This is a genomic window from Candidatus Kuenenia stuttgartiensis (assembly GCF_900232105.1).
Lineage (GTDB): Bacteria > Planctomycetota > Brocadiia > Brocadiales > Brocadiaceae > Kuenenia > Kuenenia stuttgartiensis_A.
This window is the reverse complement of sequence record NZ_LT934425.1, coordinates 3,473,787-3,490,206: the sequence shown is the minus strand read 5'-3', so window position 1 is coordinate 3,490,206 and position 16,420 is coordinate 3,473,787. Positions and strand designations below refer to the sequence as shown.

Sequence of the window (16,420 nt, the reverse complement as noted above, 5' to 3'; positions counted from 1 at the left end):
TCATATCCACTTTTATTTAAGTGTTAAATTGGTTTTGGAGTATTTTTCTTTCCAACCATTGATTATCACAATCAATTGCCCTGATAACTTGAGAAAATCACTATTATCATATAAAATTATCGTGTAGAAAATAAGGGTCACATCCGGACATTAGACAATATTTTCTTGAATTATTTATGTAATTTATGATCTTTTACAAGTCGTTGCTCGATCATGAGTATCCAGATGCGACCCCTTTCCTGTTATTATGTATTCTTCGGCAGTGCTGAAGGACACATAATCCGGATGCCGTCCGTCACTATAAGATTTTTCTGTGCGAAATGTAGCAACCTCAAAATTATGTCCATCTTTTACAACAACCACCACGCCATATTGCGCACCTACGGAAAAGGTTTTTTTAAAGAGATTCATAATGTCCCGGGGAAGGGCATTCGTGGCAATATCGTAATCGGCAGATTCCCTCCTCATAATCATATCGCGCACACATCCGCCCGCAAAAAAGGCTTCAAAACCTTTATCCTGCAATGTTTTTACAATTTCAATGGCATTCTGTTTTATGGGCATGTTTACTTATCATTACCTTCCATATATGCGGTGGACCAGGTTGTTATGAAATATTGAATTTAATAAGAGTATCTGCGTTAATCTGCGCAAATTAGCGTCTTATTAAAAATGGTAAAATATATAGGCGCGACCCCCGTTTGCTTTCTCTATTCTCTTAATGAAGTGGTCAGACATGGATAAAAGCAGGCAATCTTTTTATCTTTTGTATCTCCTTCGCAGTTGATGAGTGGGTTACATGATAGAGATCCCATGCCAACTGCAAATTAAGCCAAAACTGTGCGTCCATGCCGAAAAGTTTCTCCAGACGAAGCGCAGTGTCTGGAGTCATCCCGCGTTTTCCATGAATCAGTTCATTAACACGCGGATATGAAACCCCAAGCTTTTCTGCCAACTCGCGCTGCGTCATATGCAGAGGTTTGAGAAATTCCTCCAATAACATTTCGCCCGGATGCGTAGGCGGACCATTTTTTGGTATACGAACCATACTCTTTCTCCTTATTATTTAGTGGTAATCTGTAATTTCGACGTTATCTACACCATCATCAGCCCACACAAAACAAACTCGGAACTGATCGTTAATCCGTATACTGTGCTGTCCCTTTCGATCATCTTTAAGAACTTCCAGCATGTTTCCCGGTGGAATTTTCAGCGAACCTAAAGAAACAACTCCATTAAGTTGATCGAGCTTTCGTTGCGCCGCTCGCCAGATTTGTTGCGGACAGGTCTTACGCGCCTCTCTGGTGTTTTTTCTATCAAAAATATCCTCTGTCCCCTTATCATGGAATGATTGTATCACCAGGCTTCCTCTCTTTTTGCATTACCCATACATCCGCATTATAATGGATACCGTTATATATAGTAAAATGTATTTTGAAATTCTGGATAATTACGGAGACGCTGTGACCTAAGATATGTTATATGTGATGGGTAATTCCGGGGGGTAATTCCGGGAACACCTTACTTAATTTTGGAGATTCCTTTTTTTCTTTTATACCCTTGGGCCCAGGTTTCTGCTTATGGAGTATTCGTCCAGGGACATTTTCAAGCCGGGCTATAAAAGTGTCCGTGCCAAGAGGTCTCCCTGTCCGCTAGTGACATTGAAACGCTTCGATTTCCTCATCCGATAGACCTCTGGAAAGAAAATCACCCCACTTACCAAATATCTCCAGCAACGGAGCCACATGCACAAGCCGGTCATCCCGCCCGGCATGTATGCGTATGCGCTGCTCCATCGATATTCCTGCGGTTTCTTAACCGACTTTGCTCTGACAGGATTCAGTTCAACATAGCGTGCAGCTAAGTACAAATGGGTTTTATCCATGGGGAAAGAGGCAAAACGTCCTTGCCGCAGGTGCCCTCTCCAGCCTTCCAGGAAGTTTACGCGACGCGTGTAGCGCCGATGCGCTTCGCCAATCACCTGACTAAGCGCCTTCTCAGAAGGTTGTACCGCAATCTCAGGTGTATATGATTTGGCGTCAGGCAAAAGGCCCACACTTCAACGTCCCAGTGCGTACACCACTGGGCAATCAAGTTTATGTATGCCTCATAATCTTCATCGCAAAAAGAATGTCTGCAAACGACGATTTCCTCGCTGAGTGATATGATGCGGTACTTCTGGAATTACCACACGAGCAATCCTGGACATGACCACCTCTTAGCTATTCTAATAACAAAGTCAATAATTAAGTATGATGTCCCCGGAATTCATTGGGTTGCGCTCAACAAAAGTAGCAACCAGGTTTGAATAAGATAAACTGTCTATGCTTAACAGTCGCTTGAACGGAGACTCGCTGTTGGGCGTCAATCTCCATCGGCTTGTTAGATTTTTTATTTATCGAATATACGTTTTCCATGTATTACGGTAAGAATATGGATCTCATTTGCTTTGATTTCATAAACGATACGATATTGGAAAACAAATAATTCTCTCATAAATTCATTGCCAACTTCTGGCACGACTCTGCCTATTTTGAGGTGTTGGATTAGCGACTGAGGGGCTTAAAATATTTTTTGAATTGTAGATTCAGCATAAAGATCAGAATCTCTTGCGACAAACTCCCCAATTGCCTCTATATCTTCTAAAGCGTCAGGCGACCAAATTATTTTGTAATCCATTTTGAAAGTCGAACTTTGGCTTCCTCGTTGGAAATACCTTTACCGTCTTTTATGGATTCTTGGCCTTTTCTTATCTTTTCTAGTACATAAAGATGGTATTGGATGTCTTCCAGTGTGGAGTCTTCCGGCAAGTGACGAATCATTTTTGCAATGTTGTCTTTTAAAGTACTCATGTTAATATTATAGGGAATTTCCCCTATAGGATGAAGTAAAATCTAACGTAGAGCTAACCGGCGCTGCGCGGCCTTATAGCGCAGCGTCCGTGTTGAGCGCCGGGTTAGGGTTTAGCGCAACATCTTGTTCAGATTTTTCGATTAAACGTTTGCCCAGTGCAATGCCAGGTTTTTCAATGTACTTGTAGAAAAAGAACGATACTGCGGCGGCCGCAAAAACAACACACAGAAAGTGTAGAAGACTTGCTAGATTCGACTTTGGAAAGATGTTGCTAAATCCAAGCCTAGAAAAATATGTCAATATTGCAAAATGCGTCAAGTACATGCTGAAACTTAACTTTCCAACCGTAGTGGTAATTTTATTTACTAATAGTTGCGTAGGCCAGTTAGCCAATAGAAGCGCAAAGGCACAAAATAGCCCGCCAGCAATAAAATGGTGCGGAGTATTAAACAACTTATCAGCAATAAAATTGCTCGGAAGTTTAAAAGCTGGGTATAAAAAAGCCAGAAGAAGAACGACAAAAAGCGGCCCACAAACGATGGCGATTAGCTTACGAGGATACTTTTCTCGAAGTATTAAATAGCCAAAAATGCCAATGATAAACACGGGTAGTTTGCCTAGAAAATTGAGGAACGAGAAGCTTTGCAGTAGGTACTGTTGGCTTTCTGGGTAAGAGAAAATATGCGGCACTATAAGTCGATTAAGACCACTCAATACTAGGCTAATAACGAAAAAGAAGGCACAAGACTTTACAGATTTAATATGCGGAAGCAAAAATGGCAGGATGAAATAAAAACTCATTTCTACAGCAATTGACCAGCCTCCTGGAACAACTGATGTGATGGTTTCTGGGTGGAATCCGTGGAGGAATACTGCCGTGATTGGAACAAACCACCATTCGATACCATTGGGAGCCCAGTATGATGGAGAAAACCCATTCACGAAAATGTAACTCAATATGGCGAGATAAAACATTGGAGCGATTCGAAAAAATCGCCTTATGTAAAAATTCCGAATTGGAAATGTTTCATGCGAGCTTCTAGCTACCCAAGACATGCAAAGCGTCAGTGCGCTGGCTACATAGAAAAGTTGAACGCCTCTCGCCCCTTCACCCATAAACCACAACAGCGTTACGTTGGTTGGTGCAACCGACTGAGACGAATGTACAAGGATTACTCCGAGAATTGCCATGCCTCGAAGCGCGTCGATAAAATCGTATTTTTTTATGTCTGAATTGCCCTGATAACTTGAGAAAATCACTATTATCAGGTAAAACTATCGTGTAGAAAATAAGGGTCACATCCGGACATTAGACAATATCTTCTTGAATTATTTATGTAATTTATGATCTTCTGCAAGTCGTTGCTCGACCATTGGTATCAAGAAAAATATCTTATCTGCGATTTCCCCGGTTCGTAACATGGTAAAAAGCCCCTTCAAATGCTATTCTTGCCAGCCTTGCCATGGTTTCAGAATTATACATATCATGCAAATATTCAGATGTGCCCCCTTTCCTCCTTCCTGCTCAAATGTACATTCCAGGTTTTTTATAAAGGAGATTCCGGAGGAATTGGGGGGATACTATCGTACCCTTCTTAAAAGACCAAGGTGGGGTTCCTTGCTGGAGTAGAGGTCATGGACACTGCCTTCTGTCTGTGCGGACGGCGATCTCATTTCAAAACGCAGGTTTCCATCATACAGTCCCTGATGAAGATCATGAACGCTTTTACATCCGAGTTCCTGCAACGAATGCAATAAGCTTTGCATTAAATATTGCCCTAGATGAATAACCGAACCCTTGTCAACGACCGTTCCCGAAACACCCTGCGCAACTTTTATCCGGTCTTCAACGGACAAATACCTTTTGCCGCCTCCCTTTTCCATCGCCTCATGAGACGCCATTCCTCTGTATTTTTTAACCCGCACGCCGCCCTCATAAAAATATTCGCCGGGAGATTCTGTCGTACCGGCAAGCAGTCCGCCCATCATCACGGCACTTGCCCCCAGGGACAATGCCTTGACAATATGCCCGATGTGGGCAATACCGCCATCTGCTATAACCGGAATATTTGCGTATTCCCTGGAAAATTTCGCTGTATGGTATACAGCAGACCCCTGCGCTCTTCCTACTGCAAGGGTATCCTGGGTAATACAAATAGAACCGCTCCCCATACCTATACGTAGCGAGTCAACGCCTGCGTCAATCAATGATTTACACTGCTTTGCGGTAACAACATTTCCTCCGATCACGTCAATATGCGGGTAGTGTTTCTTAACGTACCGTACCATATCAATCTGAAAAATTGTATCACCTTGAGAAGAATCGATGACAACCACATCCACACCCGCCGTTGCCAGTTCAGCAAGGCGTTCCCTGTCTTCTTCGCGCGTAGAGAGCGCAGCGCCAACAAGGAGTTGTTTGCCCTTATCTTTTGACGAAAAGGGGAAATCCTCGTTTTTCAGCAAATCAGTGCGGCTCATAAGAGATACGAGCCTCCCCTGTTTATCGATTAGCGGCAATTTTCCCTTTTTGCTTTCTTTTAAGATTTTGTTCCCGTCAGAAAGAGATATTCCGGAAGAAGCTGTCACCAATTGCCTGGTCATTACCTCGCTCAATGGTTTCGTTCGATTGTCCTCAAAATCAATATCCCGCTTTGTGACAATTCCAACCAGCTTAGAATTTAATGTGCCGTCTTCTGTTATAGGAATCCCGGAAAACCCATATGTATCCTTAATAGTATCGACATCCATGATGGTATGGAAAGGGCTGAGGACAACCGGGTCAGTTATAAAACCATTTTCAAATCTCTTTACCTTGCGAACCTCCTTTGCCTGATCTTCAATGGTATTGTTATAATGAATAATGCCAATGCCGCCCAGCAAGGCCATGCTAATGGCCATCCTCGATTCGGTTACCGTATCCATGGGCGAACTGACGAGGGGTCTTTTTATCTTTATATTACGGGTAAGGTTGGTATCCAGACTAATTGTGTCTAAAATAAAATCTATGTGTCCGGGAAGCAGAATGAAGTCATTATAAGTAATGCCTTCTCCCCCTTCAAAAAGTGTTTTTGCGTCAAGTCCATTCGGCGGCATGGGTGTGTTATTAACCTCCAATTAAATGTTTAGGAATTTCAATATTAATGTAGAGACGCATTGCAATGCGTCTCTACATTAATCAATAACACAAGGATATCGTTTATGTCAAAGATAATTATAAAACCCGGTTAGGTAGTTAAGTGGTTAAAACTATTTGACTGTTACGGCAGGGAATAACTCTTTCTTTTCAACAGGTTGGCAGCGGAAAAGAGGTTCACATAGAATCGTTCTGCCTGTTTGAGGTATTCGCCTTTCAGATTATCATAATCTTCAAGCATTTTCTGTTTATCGGAAACTATGCCCTTCAAAGACGCCAATTCACCCTCGTATGCTTCTGCCCATTCGGCAATCATGTTCCTTGTCACTTCAACATGGAATTGTATGCCGTAAATATTCCTGCCGTATTTGACCGCCTGATTTTCACATAATTCTGAGGTAGCAATCCTTTTCCCGCCTTCCGGTATACTGAAGGTATCTCCGTGCCACTGGTATACGGTTATTTCCCCGGGGAAATTTCTGAACACATTATCCTTCAATCCCTCTTCATCAATAGAAACCTTGTAAAATCCGATTTCCTTCTTTGGATTTTTTGATACCGTGCCGCCGATAGCCTTTACCATAAGTTGCGCCCCAAGGCAAACGCCTAAAAAAGGGATATCCCTCTTTATTATTTCCTTAAGAAAAACATTTTCATCCGCTAAAAAGGGATATTTTTCCTCTTCATACACATTCATAGGACCACCAAGACTTATCACCATTTGAAGAGTTTTTTTTAACTCCGGCAGATTATCTTTGTTTGAAAGATCAACAATTGCGGAAGAAATCTTGTTATCTTCCAGAAAGTCTCCAATAGTACCGGGACCTTCAATATCAATGTGTTTTATGAATAAAATCATAATGCTTATCCTGAAAAAATCCTACCATTAGTGCATAGTTTCGTTAAAATGTGTACGTAAAAAAATGTCATTGTGAGGAGTGAAGCGATGAAGCAATCTCTTGTTCCCAAAAGACTTAAGAGTGCTTCGCTGTAGCTCGTAATGACGGTATCAATGTAGATATTTTAATGAAACGTTATATTAAAAAAACATACTACCAACCCGGCGAAACAAATTCTAATGACAAATTGATTTGAAATTTCAAACAAGTGCATCTTTCGCATTTTGAAAATTAATATTCAATGTTCAATGTAAAAGAATAAAGGCAAATGAACAACCACTTGAGCATTGAATATTGAACATTTTTCTTAGTGCATAACATTTAGCATGAACTATATGACGGTATTTGATGGTATAACACTCCCTTTGGGAATAATGATAATAGAATCACGTATCATGTAATTTTCCGCATCAAATGTTTCTATCTTTTTCGTATTTTCTATATGAACGTTTTCTCCGATATGAACGTTTTTGTCAACAATAGCGCCCACGATTTTTGTGTTTTCTCCAATTCCGATGTTCGGTATCCCTTTCTCTTTGTTGGCACGAATATTTTCTTTTGTTTCATAATAGTCGGCACCCATAAGCACGGAACTCCTGATCGTAGTGTTTTTCTCTATTCTTGTTCGAAAACCAATTACCGAATCACTTATTTCCCCACTATCAATAATACACCCGTCGGCTATAATAGACTTTATAATCCTGCAATTGTTTATAATCGCTCCGGGCAGGGACAGTGGGCTGGTATATATTGGGTTTTTCTCGCTGTACAAGTTAAACCTCGGACTTAAGGTTGCCAATTCGAGATTGGCCTCATAAAATGATTTAATTGTCCCGATGTCCTCCCAATATCCGTCAAATAAATAGGCATGGACTGCTCTTTCCTTTATAATTTCAGGAATGATTTCCTTTCCAAAATCAGGTTTTTGTGATTTTTTTAATACTTCTTTTAATACGCCAATGTTGAACAGATAAATACCCATCGATGCCAAAAGTGTTCTCCCTTTTGGTTCAACCCCCCTTTTCTCAAAAAATGATGCATCCAAAGAAAGCGTATCGATAACTGCTTCATCTTTAGGTTTCTCAGAAAAACCAACAATGCGTCCCTGTTCGTTTATTTTTAAAAGCCCCAGGGCTTGGGCATGTCTCCTTTCAGAAGGGATGGCAGAAACAGTCACTTCAGCGCCTGACTTGATATGTTCTCTGATAAAATGCTGATAATTCATTCGATATAACTGGTCACCGGAAAGAATCAATATGTATTCGATATTTGGTTGGTCAAAGAAACGCAGATTCTGGCGGACGGCATCCGCGGTGCCCTGATACCAGTCCAAACTGCCTATAGTTTGGTTTGCCGCAAGGACTTCGATAAATCCTTTTGAGAAATTATCAAATTTATATGACCTTGTGATGTGCCGGTGCAGGGAGGCGGAATTAAACTGGGTTAAAACATAAATTTTATTTATCCCTGAATTCAGACTATTACTAACTGGAATATCAATCAACCGGTATTTACCGGCAAGAGGCACTGCGGGTTTTGACCGTTCTTTTGTAAGGGGATAGAGTCTCGTTCCACGTCCCCCACCTAAAATAACAGAAATTACATTATCCATATTATTATCTCCTGCTTTAAGTTGTGTCGTTAAATCGTTTCAACCACTTAACTATTTAACCACCAAACTACTTAACCAAGGGGTGCATTCCCGATTTTTTGTATATCTTCACACATTTTGTTTTTTTACAAAGAATTGTAATACTTTAGTCCTATGAAAAAAACCGCTCGTTCCCAAGCTCCGGCTTGGGAACGGGATTGTTTGAGAAGCTCCAGCTTCGAATGGAAAAGGGAATGAACCCATGATGTCAGCTTGGAGGCTTTTCAGTATGTTACCCAAGATATTTAGAAACATCTTTTGAATCGAATAATACACGAAGCTTCGCTTGCCGGCTAAATGGAAGCTAGAGCTTCCAACACAATTACGTTCCCAAGCCGGAGCTTGGGAACGAGCATTTTTGTTTTCCAAAAATCTAAACTGTTGCAAAAAATCAGGAATGCTCCCTTAACCAAGTTATATTCCACTTGTCTTTTTGAAAGTAATACAATAAATAAGAAATTCGCTACAGTACATTTACTTCTTTGCTTCCGGGATAACGGTGAGTGTGCCGCTCGTTCCGTTTCTTAAATATTCAACCGTCACCGGCTCGCCAATTTTTATAACGTCGAGGGCATATTTATAATCATAGATATTAGTGATTTTCAAATCTCCAAATCTGACAATAATATCTCCGTCCCGCAGGCCTGCTTTATCTGCAGGGCCTCCAGCCTTGACGCCGCTCAGTTTTAGACCTTCAATATCTTCTGTGGTAAAGTCGGGAATGGTGCCTAAATATATTCTTCTGGAACCATGCAGGCTATCAGGCGGTCCTGAACTCTTTACTTTAAAATAGTCGGGCCGCCCGGGACTTTTTACCAAATCGGAAATGATATTCTTCGCAAATTGGGCGATCTTTGCCATACCTTCGTAATTAAGAGTCACTGTATCGTCGGTCGGCCGGTTATAATCATCATGGCTTCCGGTAAAGAAGTTCATGATAGGGACGCCTTCCTGGTAAAAGGGGGTGGCGTCTGTCGGCAGATAAGGGTCGTGTTGAAGTATGAGATTAAAGCCTGACATGATATTGCGCTTTTCAAACAATTGCGGCCATGATTTTGAGGAACCTGCCCCCTGGATAATGAGTTTGTTGTCTCTCAGCCTCCCCACCATATCAAAATTTATGTATGCAATTGTATTTTTCAAGGGAAAGGCAGGGTTTTTTATAAAATGAGAGGAACCCAGCAGTCCCATTTCTTCCCCCGACCAAAACGCAAATACAAGTCCCCGTCGTTTATCTTGTGGTTTTTTTTTGTATGTTTCCGCCAGAGCAGCCGCTAATTCCAGCACTACGGAAACCCCTGAGGCGTTATCGTCTGCCCCATTATGTATCATTCCCTCTTCTCCTTTTCTCGCCAGGGATTCAGTACCACCGTAGCCAATGTGGTCTAAGTGTGCTCCCACGACGATGTATTCGCAATCATCTTTACCATCAGCAGGGGGCAGATATCCGATAACATTGTGATCTGACGTTTTTTCACGTTTTACAGCGGTGGAAATAGTTGCTTTTATTCCCGGCATAGCAAAAGCGGTTTGGGCTTCAGATTTTTCAATGTCCAATTCAGATTGTACCGTAGCAATATCTTTTCCAATAAAGGAAAAGAGTGCCTTCGCCGCATCGCCGCTTATTGATGCGGCTACAATACCGGAATCTGCTGAGGCATTATCAAAGGTGAGGGGAAGCAGTTCTCCCGCATCCGGGGAGTTTGGCCCCGTGACCACCAGCAGCGCCTTTGCACCATGTTCCCGGGCAATCATGGCTTTGTAACGCAATCCGGAATAACGGTTCAGATCGTGGCGTCTCTTCATTTCAACCTTTTCGGGGATATAATTAAGGACGAGAACCACTTTATCTTTTACATCAATACCAGCGTATGAATCATAACCTGCGCCATCTTCGCCCGGCATGGAGATGCCGTATCCAGCAAAAACCAGTTCACCGTCAGCTACACCGCTTGCAGTAAAAGCAAGCGGACGAAAATCCTTCTCTAATTCAAAAGATTTTGTGTCGTTTGCTTTGCCGCTTTTGGCAATGTGAAGAAAATTGCCTTCCGGCATAACTTCTACGCCTGAAGTAAAGGGAAACCCCTGAAAGTAGTTGCCATTTTTGTCAACAGGCAATATCCCGATTTTTTCAAGCCGATGAGCAATATAATCAGAGGCCATTTTGGAGCCTTTTGTGCCTGTCAGCCTTCCTTCCAACTCATCAGAAGCAAGGTATGCAACGATTGTATGCAAATCTTCTTCGGTGATTTGAGGAGAAAAGGGGTGGTCTGTTTTTTCAGTAAAGGAGAAGGACTGCGGAGGTTCCTGCGAGGTAATTCCCCCTGCGCTTTCCTGAAGTTCGAATGCCGGTGTCGTTTCTGACTGTTTTCGTACAGGTGAAGCATTGAGTGCAGATAGTGCTTCTTCGTGATTCCAGTCGGCGATAAAAAGCTGAGAATTTTTCTGCGGGGTGCGGTTTGAAGTCCATACGAGCTTCTTTCCGTCAGGGGAAAAGACCGGAAGACCGTCAAAGCCGTCCGTAAAAGTAACACGAACGGGTTCTTTTTTGCCATAGACATCAACAATAAACAGTTCGCAATTGGCAAATCCGTATTTATTTGAATGAAAAATTATATAGGTATTGGAGGGGTGATAATAAGGCGCCCAGGACATAGAGCCAAAATCGGTTAATCTGCGTTTGTCTGAGCCGTCCAGGTTCATTGTATAAACATCTGCCAATAAACCGTTTTCTTTGAAATGACGCCAAATGATGCGTTTTCCGTCAGGGCTGAAAAACGGGCCTCCATCATAACCGGGCTGATGGGTCAGGCGGGTTTGTCCGGAGCCGTCTGCATTCATAATGTAGATTTCACCGAAGTATGAAGGGTCGGTTTCAAAACGTTTTTTATCCCCGGCGGAAAGATGTTCGATGGGATATGCGTCACGCAATGAACAAAAAACAATCTTGCTGCCGTCCGGAGAATATGCCCCTTCGGCGTCATAGCCCAATGCCTCCGTCATGCGTTTCGGATTGCTTCCATCACGGTGGGCGGAAAATATATCATAATGTTCGTCATAATCCCAGCTAAATCTCTTGTTTTCCCCGGAAGCGCGAATATCAAATTCTGCTTTTTGTTTTGCCGTCGCTTCGGGGTCAAGGTGTGTGGAAGCAAAAAGTACCTCATTTGAACCTGGCCGTATAAACGAGCAGGTGGTCTTGCCCGTTCCGGGTGAAACCCGATTAGTATCTCCTGTCTCGAGATCCAAAATGTATATCTGGAAAAACGGGTTATCAGGTTCCCGTTCGCTCTGGAATATAAGGGCATTACCGTCTTCGGAAAAATAGCCCTCGCCCGAACGTTTGCCCTGGTAGATTAATTGCCGCGTATTTTTGAGGAATTGTTCTTCTTTAGCGCCATCTCCCAGAGTTACGGAAGAATGAAAGGGGAGGGATAACGTTGCTATGAAAAGAGTTATTATTGTAAGGAAATTCATGCGTTTCATTGTGAGGCGCTCCTTTTTATAAAAAGGGATGTAAAAAAGTCAGTGAAGATGAACAATAATTACCGGTAAAAAATCACCTGAATGAAATAAACATTTTTCGCATTGTAACGGGTAATTGTAGAAAAAGCAAACGACGACTTTGTTGATATATTGTATTGAATTTCGGGAAAACTTTTTCCTTTCTTTTTGATACAATCGCGCCATTGTTTTGATAGGATTCGTCGGGGTTGGAATTCAGACACGTCTATTATCCGGATTGAGGATTATATCGGCAGGATATTTGTGGGAACACAAAAAAGGTAACATTTTAGTTTTTTGGAAAAAAATCGGCCTATAGGGAGGTATGATTTGTAGTGGCAAGGCGTTTCGTGCCATTACAAGGAAAATGTTTTATTCCTTATATAACAGGCACACGTGAATATTTTAAAAAACTCAACAATAGCGATGTTTTGCCGTATAGTGTAAGTGTAGGGGCGAAGCATTTGCTGTAAATTGTCATAAATTCGTTCATACCCAAATGGGCAAATGCTTCGCCCCTACTTTTCAAAAAAACAAAGTATTACAAAGTATTACAACTTTATGGAAATAGATGCTTTTGGCTATAGCCGTAGTTTTTCCGCTGAAAATTTCCCGTTGCTTTTTCATCTCTAACAGGCTGAAAAACATCATCTTCCCGGGGAATCACCTTGCCGGGGATACATGTGTCTTTTTTAAGTGTGTGATGTAAAAATTACATCTTTGGAAATTATTTGTACAGTACTCAAGAAACGATGGGATTTTCAGACTATCGGCATTTATACAATAACAATCATTGCTCGGCGGTGTTGTTATAAACGGACACATCTCTCTCGCTGCCATTTCTTTTTTCCTCCTTCTATAGTATTGGCAAGAAAACACAGTCAAATGTCTAAAAAACGGACATTTTTCATATCCTTTTGTGAACCTCCGGCTCAAGAGAATGTTTACCATGTAAAAACTTCTTTTTTTGTAACATTTTAGCTTTATGAAAAATTCACGGGATAGAAAAAATACCATGTAGCCCCGTTAGGGGCGGTCTGTTTGTAGCACAATAAAATTCAATAGAGTAAATAGCTCCGTAGGAGCGGCCTGTACGTATTCAGGCAGACCTGTTTAATATGGATTTACAAGAGACAGGTCGCTTCTAGCGGAGCTAATATCTGTTATAAGATTCTATTTTGCTACAAACAGGCTGCTCCTACGGAGCTTATAGGTAATACATTTTTCAAAAAACTAAAGTGTTACCTTTTTTTTAAGTTTTTCTTTGTACCCCTGGTGTTCTTTGCCTGCATGTGCGTCGCACGCAGAAAGGCATTCCCGATCGGTTGCCGGAGATACGTTTCACATCCACTAACTCCGCACCTGCAGCCTCCTTCAAGTGTTGCAGGATTAATTGCTCCGGTTGAGTCAAGTGACGTCACTTGCATGCTGATAAAATTTGATAGGTAATATATGACTAAAAGTTATATATGTCAAGAAGTATATTACTTGGGGTATTTGACCATTTTATAACACCTTGTTATAAATTCCTCATGAGGAAAAATATTGTGGGAAGCAATGTGCGGATGATCAGGGAAAGGCTTGGAATTACACAGGAAGAACTGGCTTTAAGAAGTGGCTTAACCCAGGGTTATATAAATTTTTTAGAGAACGGAAAGAGGGGATATAGTGAGAGGTCTTTAGAAAAGATTGTAAATGCCCTCGGAATTCAGATATCCGGACTCTTTGCAGAAAAGACAATAGAAGAACCGGCTATCGTGGCTGAGCAAACCATACCATACGGCAAAAGAAGGCGTATCTACGACACGATAATCAGCCTGTTAGAGAAGCTTCCTGCACCAGTAATCGACCACTATAAGATACTTCTCGAAGCAGAGATAGAAATAAGAAACAGAGGCTCGGTTGATAGACAGGAAAAATCGTAATTCAATTTTTAATTTTGTATTTCAAGGTTTGTATAAATTGGTAACACTTTAGTTTTTTGAAACCATAAGGGTGAAGCATTTGCAATAACCGGCATACATGCGTTCATGCTCAAACATGCAAATGCTTCGCCCCTACACCGTGCGGTAAACATCGTTATTATTAGAATTTTTGTATCAATTTAGTCTTTTGAAAAATTAAAAGCTCTCGTTCCCAAGCCGGAGTTTGAGAACGAGAGCGATTGCTCAAACTGTCCCCAGCTGGCGGGGGTGTAGTGGGTGGAATTGAAGGGCAGGAATGCAGAATGACTGCTGAGCAGCATGATTTTACTTTGATGGTTTTTCAAAAAACTAAAGTGTTACAACAAATAAGGTTTTCGAACACAACCTTACAAAAAAATGTTTCTATCATCTAAAAACTCTTCTGGTTCAGCGTGTTTGCCATGTTCCCATATGAGCGAGAAGAACCAAATGCCACTTTCACCAATCCAGAAATCTGCAGGTGTGAAAGTCATCTTCGAATCAAGCGGCACCTCTGACCGTTCAGGATTATACTCCGCTTGCCAACCAAACAACTCTCCCTTCCAGGGCATTCCTTAAGCGTGCAACTTAGCCGCAAATTTTCTGACTTCATCGAGGTTTGGAATGACAATAGGAATGACAGAGATATGATTTTCGTGTGTCTTAATTTTAACTTTCGTGGTTGCCACGTTTCTTCTCCTCCTTTCGCCACATTTCTAAAACGTAATTTTGATATTCTACCAAAATTCTTTCAATCTCGGCCAGTTCGTGATTGCGAAAACCCCTCGATTTAGCTAATCTAACATACGTAAGTGAAACCCAACAGGAGCATTCCCGATTTTTTGTAACCGTTTGTGTGATTGGGGCAAAACAACGCTGCAAGGGATGTGGCAAGCCTGTCCCCCGCTGGCGGGGGATTAAGGGGGTGGAATTGTCTGCGGAGGAAATCTGGGAGGTTTATAACATGAATAGCCATAAATTTTTCTTCTCATTCCTACGTTCTGCGGGAATGCATGTCACGAAACAGGATAAAATTGTCCATTTGACCAGTCTGCGGAGCGTGGGAAAGAGGGTCAAATTTGTTTTCATAATAAAGGGGTAGTTGAATCGATGGAGAAATCCAGTCCACCCCCTGCACCCCCGCCAGCGGGGGACATAGTTTGAACAACAGGGCGCATTCCAGATTTTTGGTTAACTAATTGTACATTGTAACACAAGCATCCTGGCTCGAAAATAAGACTACAAAAAATAGTTTAAGTACAGATACTACAACACGATATGGTTATAAAACCATTTTTCATCGTTTCTGGGTGTTGCAAATGAAACATGATGACTGATGACTCATTTTGCCATTACGCGGGTATCCGTTTTGTCATTGCGAGGGTCTTTTTTTCAGCTTGTCATTGCGAGGGTCTTTTCCGAAGCAACCTCATAAACCGTAATAGAGATCCTTCCATCCTGCATTCATTCCATTAATTAATTCTATTTTTTTAGCCCTTGAGCCACCCTTAATTTGTTTCTTTCTCCCGCGATATGGCGTCTCTTATGTCACGAAATATCTCGTAGTATATTGATTGCTTCGGAAAAGACCCTCGCAATGACAAGCTGTCATGCGTACACTACGGTGCCTGAATTGTGTAAGATTAGCTGCAATGACAAGCAGAGACCTTGTAAATTACAAGCTGATACCTTTTGGATGGCCCTATACATTTGAACCGGTACAGAAACAGAAATGCCAGATGTTTCCGACTCGAAAGTAAAACTACAAAAAATAGCTCAAGCACAGGTACCGCAATATGATATGGTTATAAAACCATTTTCATCGTTTCTGGGTGTTGCAAATGAAACATGATGACTACTTGTGGCATTTTACCCTCAAACTGGAAGCTTGTGTTACTATTCCTTCCCCTCCCCGCTAATGGCATTTTTACAAAAAATCGGGAATGCTCCCCCATCGGGCTGGTCAGCCTTCGTAACTGCTTTTTTAATCTCCCGTATCTGCCATTCGTTAGCCTCAATAAATTCATTGATTGCCGTGGACACAAGATAGGACTTTGATCTTGCCATAGCCGCAGCAAGACATTCAAGCCTTTGCTTTGTCTTTTCGTCTATTCTTATTGTTAATGTAGTGCCCATTTCCGCACCTCCTTTTAATACGCAATAACACTTTGTGTTACATTGTGCAACGCTATAAGTTCTCCTCATTTGTATCAATTAACCGAAAACTTCCCTTAAGGCATCAACGACTACTTTTGCAACCTCACTCAAAGCTGCAAAGGTATTAAAATGCAATACCAACGATTTTTTGCAATCCGTCAGGATATCTGGTTCACAGAAGCCAAATCGTGATTTACTATCTGTCTGGTGGCTGTCAATGTATAGACGCATTGCATGCGTCTTTCCGCTGTGTCAACATATTCTTTACGCGCAGCAG

Annotated in this window: 17 protein-coding genes; 1 reads left to right on the top strand and 16 read right to left on the bottom strand. The window is 41.7% G+C overall.

The features are described 5' to 3' along the window. Window positions 1–183: 183 nt before the first annotated feature. The 11 genes from KSMBR1_RS16325 to KSMBR1_RS16270 all read right to left on the bottom strand — a co-directional run bounded on the left by KSMBR1_RS16325 (window position 184) and on the right by KSMBR1_RS16270 (window position 12,025). A complete protein-coding gene (locus tag KSMBR1_RS16325) occupies window positions 184–564 on the bottom strand; it encodes a tRNA nucleotidyltransferase/poly(A) polymerase family protein (protein WP_099326267.1) in 381 nt (126 codons plus the stop codon). A 166-nt stretch (window positions 565–730) separates the two neighbouring features. After that, window positions 731–1,048, bottom strand: a complete 318-nt coding sequence (locus tag KSMBR1_RS16320; RefSeq protein ID WP_099326266.1) for a HigA family addiction module antitoxin — start codon at window positions 1,046–1,048, stop codon at window positions 731–733. An 18-nt stretch (window positions 1,049–1,066) separates the two neighbouring features. Further along, window positions 1,067–1,360 (bottom strand): type II toxin-antitoxin system RelE/ParE family toxin, encoded by a 294-nt coding sequence (locus tag KSMBR1_RS16315; protein ID WP_099326265.1) that lies wholly within the window; start codon window positions 1,358–1,360, stop codon window positions 1,067–1,069. Between the two features lie 255 nt (window positions 1,361–1,615). After that, entirely contained in the window at window positions 1,616–2,056 is a 441-nt protein-coding gene (locus KSMBR1_RS22515; RefSeq protein ID WP_230405684.1) for a hypothetical protein, read from the bottom strand. A 335-nt stretch (window positions 2,057–2,391) separates the two neighbouring features. Further along, complete coding sequence (locus tag KSMBR1_RS23640) at window positions 2,392–2,547, bottom strand: type II toxin-antitoxin system RelE/ParE family toxin (protein ID WP_099326264.1); 156 nt, start codon at window positions 2,545–2,547, stop codon at window positions 2,392–2,394. A gap of 116 nt (window positions 2,548–2,663) precedes the next feature. Then, window positions 2,664–2,852 (bottom strand): hypothetical protein, encoded by a 189-nt coding sequence (locus KSMBR1_RS16300; protein WP_099326263.1) that lies wholly within the window; start codon window positions 2,850–2,852, stop codon window positions 2,664–2,666. A gap of 73 nt (window positions 2,853–2,925) precedes the next feature. Then, window positions 2,926–4,113 (bottom strand): acyltransferase family protein, encoded by a 1,188-nt coding sequence (locus KSMBR1_RS16295; RefSeq protein WP_261341069.1) that lies wholly within the window; start codon window positions 4,111–4,113, stop codon window positions 2,926–2,928. A 321-nt stretch (window positions 4,114–4,434) separates the two neighbouring features. Then, window positions 4,435–5,949, bottom strand: coding sequence for an IMP dehydrogenase (guaB, locus tag KSMBR1_RS16290; protein WP_099326261.1), 1,515 nt, complete (start codon window positions 5,947–5,949; stop codon window positions 4,435–4,437). A 164-nt stretch (window positions 5,950–6,113) separates the two neighbouring features. Beyond that, the gene (locus KSMBR1_RS16285; protein WP_099326260.1) at window positions 6,114–6,848 is read right to left on the bottom strand and encodes a type 1 glutamine amidotransferase; all 735 of its coding nucleotides are present in this window, start codon (window positions 6,846–6,848) and stop codon (window positions 6,114–6,116) included. Between the two features lie 371 nt (window positions 6,849–7,219). Beyond that, window positions 7,220–8,500 carry a glucose-1-phosphate adenylyltransferase gene (locus tag KSMBR1_RS16280; RefSeq protein ID WP_099326259.1) on the bottom strand — a complete coding sequence of 427 codons (1,281 nt, stop codon included), beginning with the start codon at window positions 8,498–8,500 and terminating at the stop codon, window positions 7,220–7,222. Between the two features lie 513 nt (window positions 8,501–9,013). Next, window positions 9,014–12,025 carry a M28 family peptidase gene (locus tag KSMBR1_RS16270; RefSeq protein WP_099326257.1) on the bottom strand — a complete coding sequence of 1,004 codons (3,012 nt, stop codon included), beginning with the start codon at window positions 12,023–12,025 and terminating at the stop codon, window positions 9,014–9,016. Between the two features lie 1,487 nt (window positions 12,026–13,512). Between KSMBR1_RS16270 and KSMBR1_RS16260 the strand changes: the two genes are divergently transcribed. Beyond that, window positions 13,513–13,968: a helix-turn-helix domain-containing protein gene (locus tag KSMBR1_RS16260; protein WP_197705230.1), complete on the top strand. Its 456-nt coding sequence runs from the start codon at window positions 13,513–13,515 to the stop codon at window positions 13,966–13,968. A 386-nt stretch (window positions 13,969–14,354) separates the two neighbouring features. Here the strand turns inward: KSMBR1_RS16260 and KSMBR1_RS16255 are convergent, their stop codons facing one another. From KSMBR1_RS16255 to KSMBR1_RS21195, 5 genes are all read right to left on the bottom strand, one after another. Then, window positions 14,355–14,558 (bottom strand): hypothetical protein, encoded by a 204-nt coding sequence (locus tag KSMBR1_RS16255; protein WP_099326255.1) that lies wholly within the window; start codon window positions 14,556–14,558, stop codon window positions 14,355–14,357. A 97-nt stretch (window positions 14,559–14,655) separates the two neighbouring features. After that, window positions 14,656–14,868: a DUF4160 domain-containing protein gene (locus tag KSMBR1_RS23895; protein WP_478210071.1), complete on the bottom strand. Its 213-nt coding sequence runs from the start codon at window positions 14,866–14,868 to the stop codon at window positions 14,656–14,658. A gap of 112 nt (window positions 14,869–14,980) precedes the next feature. Further along, window positions 14,981–15,154 carry a hypothetical protein gene (locus tag KSMBR1_RS21200; RefSeq protein WP_157820665.1) on the bottom strand — a complete coding sequence of 58 codons (174 nt, stop codon included), beginning with the start codon at window positions 15,152–15,154 and terminating at the stop codon, window positions 14,981–14,983. Between the two features lie 728 nt (window positions 15,155–15,882). Then, window positions 15,883–16,122, bottom strand: a complete 240-nt coding sequence (locus tag KSMBR1_RS16240) for a CopG family ribbon-helix-helix protein (RefSeq protein ID WP_099326253.1) — start codon at window positions 16,120–16,122, stop codon at window positions 15,883–15,885. A gap of 78 nt (window positions 16,123–16,200) precedes the next feature. Then, a complete protein-coding gene (locus KSMBR1_RS21195; protein ID WP_157820664.1) occupies window positions 16,201–16,374 on the bottom strand; it encodes a hypothetical protein in 174 nt (57 codons plus the stop codon). Window positions 16,375–16,420 lie beyond the last annotated feature (46 nt).